Below are 5,357 nucleotides of genomic sequence, written 5' to 3'. Positions count from 1 at the left end.
TCGCGCCGGCCCGCGAGCAGGTCGAGCAGCATCGACTTGCCGGCGCCATTGCGCCCGACCAGCCCGATGCGCCCGGGCTGGAAGGTCTCGCGGAGATCGTCGAACAACAGGTGCCCGCCCGGCAGCGCGAGGCTGGCGTGGCGCAGCTCGAAGCTCGCGGTGGCGGAAAGAGAAAAGGAAGCGTCCGGCCCTGAACCCGGGCGCGGTGCGTGCGTGCGATGAGCCATGCCGGCCCTCCGATGAATCGTTGGCAAGGCGATGCACGGTGGTCATGCATCGCGGCGATCAAGGAAGGCTCAAAGGCGCATTTCGGGGGGACGCTCCGGAAAAACGAAAGGGCCCTGAAAGGCCCCGGGCCGGTTTGGAGGCGGGCCTCGCGCGAAGGTTCCGCGACTTTTCTTTCTCTGTCTTCTTCAGCGCCGCAGCAGCGCGGGCAGCGCCGAGGCCAGCATCGCCACGCCCGAGGCCGTCAGCAGGCTCAGCACGATCTTGCGGAAGGTGGCCTCGCTGATGCCGATGTACAGCCGCGCGCCGAGTCGCACCGGCACGAACACGGCCACCGCGACCAGGCCCAGCAGCGGGATCGTCGACAAGGCGACGCCGCCGCGCGCCACGTGCAGCGAGAAGGCCACCACCAGCATCGTGAGGTTGAAGTTCTGGATCACCGCGCGCTGGGTGTCGCGCTCGAAGCCGCGCAGGGTGCACCACAGCGTGGGCACCACGCCCGAGAAGCCGCCGATGCCGGCCATCGCGCCGCCGATGGCACCGGCCACGCCGTCGGCCACCCGGCCACCGAAGCGCACGCGCGGCAGCCGCTGCGACATCAGCATCGCGGGGCACCACAGCACCAGCACGACGCCGAGGCAGACCTTGAACAGCTCGACATCGAGGTGCGGCAGCAGCCAGACGCCGAAGGGAATGCCCGCGAGGCCGCCGGCGACGAAGGGCCACAGCAGCTGGCGGTCGAAGCGGCGGCGCACGCTGAAGGCGGTGATCAGCTGCCCGGTCATGCCGCCGAACAGCGCGAGGATGGCCGCGAGCTGCGGGTCGAGGGTCCAGGCCCAGACCGACATCGACACCATGCTGAACGCAAAGCCGGACAGGCCCTGCACGAATCCCGCCAGCACCGCGCCGACGATCACATAGAGATACAAGGCCTGCATGCGGCCGATGATATCGGCCGCCCCCTGCGAGCGCAGGGACTCAGGCCGAGGCCGGCACCAGCGCCGTGCGGCGCACGCGCGTCACGTTGAAGGCGCTCGCGATCAGCACGCCCTGCACCAGCGCCAGGCCCACGATCACGGCCACGTACTGGCCATGGTCCATCAGGCGGCCGAAGATCAGCGGTGCCACGGCCTGCCCGATGTCGAGGCCGGCGTAGACCACGCCATAGACGCGGCCGGTGGCATTGGGCGGCGTCGAGCGCTTGACCAGCAGGTCGCGCGAGGGACCGGCCACGCCCGAGACGAAGCCCATGGCGCCGAACAGCACCGGCACCACCAGCGGCGGGAAGTCGGCGAAGGCCAGCACCAAGGCCAGCGCGGCGGCGATGCCGAAGCCCAGGCCCACGATGCGCTCGCAGCGCGAGGGATCGGAGGCCAGGAAGCCGCCCGCCACCATGCCGGCCGAACTCGCCACCATGTAGACCGTGAGGCACACCGCCACGATGCCGACCGGCACCGCGTGCAGGTGGCCGGCCGCGACCGGCGCGAAGGTCTGGACCACGCTGATCACGGCGGCATAGAAGAAGAAGAAACCGAAGCACATCCACACGGCCGGGATGCGCAGGAAGTCGAACTGCCCGCCTACCGTGGCCTCGCCCTGCCCGGTGGCCTTGTGCACGGCCTTCACGTCGAGGTCGAGCACGCGACGGTAGACCCACAGCACCAGCAGCACCACGATCGCGAGCACGCCGGCCGAGGCCAGCGCCACGCGCCACGAGGTGGCGATGGCGATCGGCACCACGAAGGCCGGCGCCAGCGCCCAGCCCAGGCTGCCGGTGATGCCGTGCACGCTGTAGGCATGGCCCAGGCGCGTGGGCGCGACCTTGCGGTTGAACAGCGTGTAGTCGACCGGGTGGAACACGCCGTTGCCGATGCCGCCGACCACGGCGCACAGCAACAGCATCCAGTAGCTCTGCGCCAGCGCGTAGCCGAAGGCGGCCAGGCCCAGCGCGCCCAGCCCGACGAACAGCACCGGCCGCGGGCCCAGCTTGTCGACGATGAAGCCCGAGGCGGCCTGGACGATGCACGAGACCACGAAGAACACGGTCAGCACCGCGCCCAGCTCGGTGTAGCTCACGCCGAAGGCGTCCTTGAGCCAGGGGAACAGCGGCGCCAGGATCAGCTGGCTGAAGTGGCTGATCGCATGCGCCAGCCCGACCAGGCCGATCAGTTGGGCGTCCTTGCGCAGGGTGGTCGGGGCGGTGGCGTTGGGAGTGGTCGAGGCGGAGGAAGACATGGATTGCTACAAAAAACCGGGGCAAGCCCCGATGCTATGTCCGGGCTCGGCGGCAGAATGGCGATACCGCGACAACATTTGTCGAAACCATGCCAAGCGAGCCCCCCACCCCTGCGGACGGCGTTCCGCGACCCGACAAGCCGCGCGCGGCCCCGGTGCCCGCGCCGGTCACCAGCGTGGCCTCGCTCACGCCGCACCTGTACGCGCCCGACGCGGTGCGGCCGCTGCGCGCCAAGGAACACTTCCTGAGCGCCGACACCTTCGTCGAGCTGCACCAGCATCCGTGGCCGCAGCTCACCTTCTCGACCCGCGGCGTGATCCGCCTCAACACCCAGGACGGCAGCTACATCGTGCCGCCCTCGCGCGCGGTCTGGGTGCCGGCCGACATGCCGCACAGCATCATGCTGATCGAGGACGCCGAGCTGCGCACCATCTACCTGCATGCCTGGCTGGGCCCGGCGTGGGAGAAATGCGAGGTGCTCGAGATCAGCCCGCTGCTGCGCGCGCTGATGCTGGCGCTGGACACCACGCCCGACGGCCTCCCGCCCACCGACGCGCATGCGCCGCAGCGCGAACGCATGATCGCGCCGCTTTTGGTCGACGAGCTCGAGCGCGCCACGCAGATCCGCATCGACGTGCCGCTGCCCGCCGACAAGCGGCTGCGCCAGCTCTGCGAGGCGCTGCTGCGCAACCCGGCCGACCGCGCCACCCTGGCCGAACGCGCCGCCAGCATCGGCGCCAGCGAACGCACGGTGGCGCGCATGTTCCGCGACCAGCTCGGCATGAGCTGGCAGCAGTGGCGCCAGCAGGCGGTGATGGCGCATGCGCTGCCGCTGCTGGCGCGCGGCATGGCCGTGAGCCAGGTGGCGGCCGCCAGCGGCTATGCCACCGACAGCGCCTTCTGCGCCATGTTCAAGGCCGCCACCGGGCGCTCGCCGACCTCGTTCCAGCACCGCAAGCGCGGTCCCTCGTCCGCGCACGCCTGAGGTGCTTTGCGGCGTCCGGTCATGGGGCTCTGGCAAGATCGGCCGCCAGCCCGCCATGAACCGACCGCTCCCCCTGCCCCTGCCCGCCGCACCGGCCACGCCCACCTGGGGCGCCGAGCTCGGGCGCCGCGTGCGCAGCCTGTTCCTGCTGAAGGCGGTCGGCACCACGGTCTTCACCTGGTTGTTCTTCATCGGCTACTTCCACCTGCTGCGCAACCCGGCCTTCCCGGTCACGGTGATGCCGCTGACCGCGCTCGACGCGCTGGTCCCGTTCCAGCCCCACTTCCTGGGCGCCTACCTGTCGCTGTGGCTCTACGTGGGCGTGGCGCCCGGGCTGCAGCCGAACTTCCGCGAGCTGCTGGTCTACGGCTTCTGGGTCGGCGGACTGTGCCTCACGGGGCTGGGCCTGTTCTATCTGTGGCCGACGCAGATACCTCCTCTGGCCATCGACGTTTCGGGCTATCCGGGCTTCGAGATGCTGCAGGGCGTGGACGCGGCCGGCAACGCCTGCCCGTCGATGCACGTGGCGGTGGCGATCTTCACCGCGGTGCGACTCGAGCACGTGCTGCGCGAGGCCCGCACGCCGCTATGGCCGCGGCTCTTGAACTGGCTCTGGTTCGCGGCCATCGCGTGGTCGACGCTGGCGGTCAAGCAGCACGTGGCGCTCGATGCACTGGCCGGCGCGCTGCTCGGGCTGGCCTTCGCGCTGCCCTCGCTGCGCTGGCGTCCGGGTTACCGAGCACGCTGACTCCCCCTTCCGGCCGGCATGTCCCTGCGGTGGGAGCGGATATCATTGGCGCTCACCGACCCTAGACATACGCCGAGCGAGGAAGGGATCGATTGCAATCGATCAGCGGCTGGCAAGAGAGACCACAGGCATCGCACGATGAGTTCGCTGAAGGAATTGCAGGACCTGATCCAAGAGAAGTACGGCATCGAACCGTCGACGCTCGACCCCCATGCCTCCATGCGGGAGAAAGGCGGGCTCGATTCGCTGGCGCTGGCCGAATTCCTGTTCGCCATCGAAGACCACTTCGGCATCACCATGCCCGACGAGGACGCCAACATCGACACGCTGGCCGAACTGGCCGTGCTGGTCGACAAGGTCCGCGCCGCCAAGCCAGCGTGAACACGCCCTCGGAGGTCGCCGTCACCGGGCTGGGCGTCGTCGCCCCGCACGGCGACCATCCCGACACCCTGTTCGAGGCCCTGCTGCAGGGCCGCTCGGCCATCGCGCCGGTGTTTCCCGAACTCCCCAAGCCGGCCGCCGCCGCCACCGTCGCCTTCGACGAGAGCCGCTGGTTCACCAAGCTGCAGCTCGCGGGCGTCGACCGCGTGAGCCAGCTCGCGGTGGCCGCCGCCGACCTCGCGATGCGCGATGCCGGCATTCCCGCCCTCGCCGACAGCGGCCTCGATGCCGAGCGGGTGGGCGTCTACGGTGGCTGCGGCATGGGCGGCGCGGCGGCGCTCGAGGCCGCCTACCGCGGCAACGGCCGCGTGTCGCCGCTGACCATTCCGGCCTTCATGCCCAATGCGCCGGCGGCCCACGTGTCGATGCGCCAGGGCGTGCAGGGCCCGGTGCTCACCTACTCGGTGGCCTGCGCTTCGTCGTCGGTGGCGATCGCCGAGGCCGCCAAGGCGATCCAGCGCGGCGAGGTCGACCTGGCCATCGCGGGCGGCAGCGAAGCGCTGATCGTGCCCGGCGTGGTGCTGGCCTGGCAGGCCATGATGACGCTGGCCGGCTTCCAGCCCGGCGAGGCGGCGCAGGCCGTCAAGCCCTTCGCGGCCGACCGCAGCGGCTTCGCGCTCGGCGAGGGCGCGGCCTTCGTGGTGCTCGAATCGGCCGAACGCGCACGCCGGCGCGGCGCGCGCATCCATGCGCTGCTCGCCGGCTGGGGCCTGAGCAGCGAC

7 protein-coding genes are annotated in these 5,357 nt (G+C 70.7%); 4 read left to right on the top strand and 3 right to left on the bottom strand.

What is annotated here, in order from left to right:
- From AC27VN_RS31815 to AC27VN_RS31805, 3 genes are all read right to left on the bottom strand, one after another.
- A partial coding sequence (locus tag AC27VN_RS31815; protein WP_490879140.1) for an ATP-binding cassette domain-containing protein occupies window positions 1–227 on the bottom strand: 227 nt, incomplete at its 3' end.
- A 186-nt stretch (window positions 228–413) separates the two neighbouring features.
- Window positions 414–1,163 carry a sulfite exporter TauE/SafE family protein gene (locus AC27VN_RS31810; protein ID WP_490879139.1) on the bottom strand — a complete coding sequence of 250 codons (750 nt, stop codon included), beginning with the start codon at window positions 1,161–1,163 and terminating at the stop codon, window positions 414–416.
- Between the two features lie 40 nt (window positions 1,164–1,203).
- Entirely contained in the window at window positions 1,204–2,460 is a 1,257-nt protein-coding gene (locus AC27VN_RS31805) for an MFS transporter (protein WP_490879138.1), read from the bottom strand.
- Between the two features lie 89 nt (window positions 2,461–2,549).
- Here AC27VN_RS31805 and AC27VN_RS31800 point away from each other — a divergent pair, with 89 nt between their 5' ends.
- The 4 genes from AC27VN_RS31800 to AC27VN_RS31785 all read left to right on the top strand — a co-directional run.
- Entirely contained in the window at window positions 2,550–3,446 is an 897-nt protein-coding gene (locus AC27VN_RS31800) for an AraC family transcriptional regulator (RefSeq protein WP_256222509.1), read from the top strand.
- A gap of 55 nt (window positions 3,447–3,501) precedes the next feature.
- Window positions 3,502–4,194 (top strand): phosphatase PAP2 family protein, encoded by a 693-nt coding sequence (locus AC27VN_RS31795; RefSeq protein ID WP_490879137.1) that lies wholly within the window; start codon window positions 3,502–3,504, stop codon window positions 4,192–4,194.
- Window positions 4,195–4,332: 138 nt separating this feature from the next.
- Window positions 4,333–4,575 carry an acyl carrier protein gene (locus AC27VN_RS31790; protein ID WP_057597863.1) on the top strand — a complete coding sequence of 81 codons (243 nt, stop codon included), beginning with the start codon at window positions 4,333–4,335 and terminating at the stop codon, window positions 4,573–4,575.
- The coding region (locus tag AC27VN_RS31785; protein ID WP_490879136.1) for a beta-ketoacyl synthase N-terminal-like domain-containing protein at window positions 4,572–5,357 on the top strand (786 nt) is incomplete at its 3' end. The genes AC27VN_RS31790 and AC27VN_RS31785, both read left to right, overlap by 4 nt.

Source organism: Variovorax sp. 20P10.2.4 (genome assembly GCF_058244205.1).
This window is presented reverse-complemented; position numbering and strand designations above follow the sequence as displayed.

What these genes read in the sequence shown, in the direction of transcription:
- AC27VN_RS31810 (WP_490879139.1), bottom strand. Translation starts at nt 1,163, where the DNA reads ATGCAGGCCTTGTATCTCTATGTGATCGTCGGCGCGGTGCTGGCGGGA.
- AC27VN_RS31805 (WP_490879138.1), bottom strand. Translation starts at nt 2,460, where the DNA reads ATGTCTTCCTCCGCCTCGACCACTCCCAACGCCACCGCCCCGACCACC.
- AC27VN_RS31800 (WP_256222509.1), top strand. Translation starts at nt 2,550, where the DNA reads ATGCCAAGCGAGCCCCCCACCCCTGCGGACGGCGTTCCGCGACCCGAC.
- AC27VN_RS31795 (WP_490879137.1), top strand. Translation starts at nt 3,502, where the DNA reads ATGAACCGACCGCTCCCCCTGCCCCTGCCCGCCGCACCGGCCACGCCC.
- AC27VN_RS31790 (WP_057597863.1), top strand. Translation starts at nt 4,333, where the DNA reads ATGAGTTCGCTGAAGGAATTGCAGGACCTGATCCAAGAGAAGTACGGC.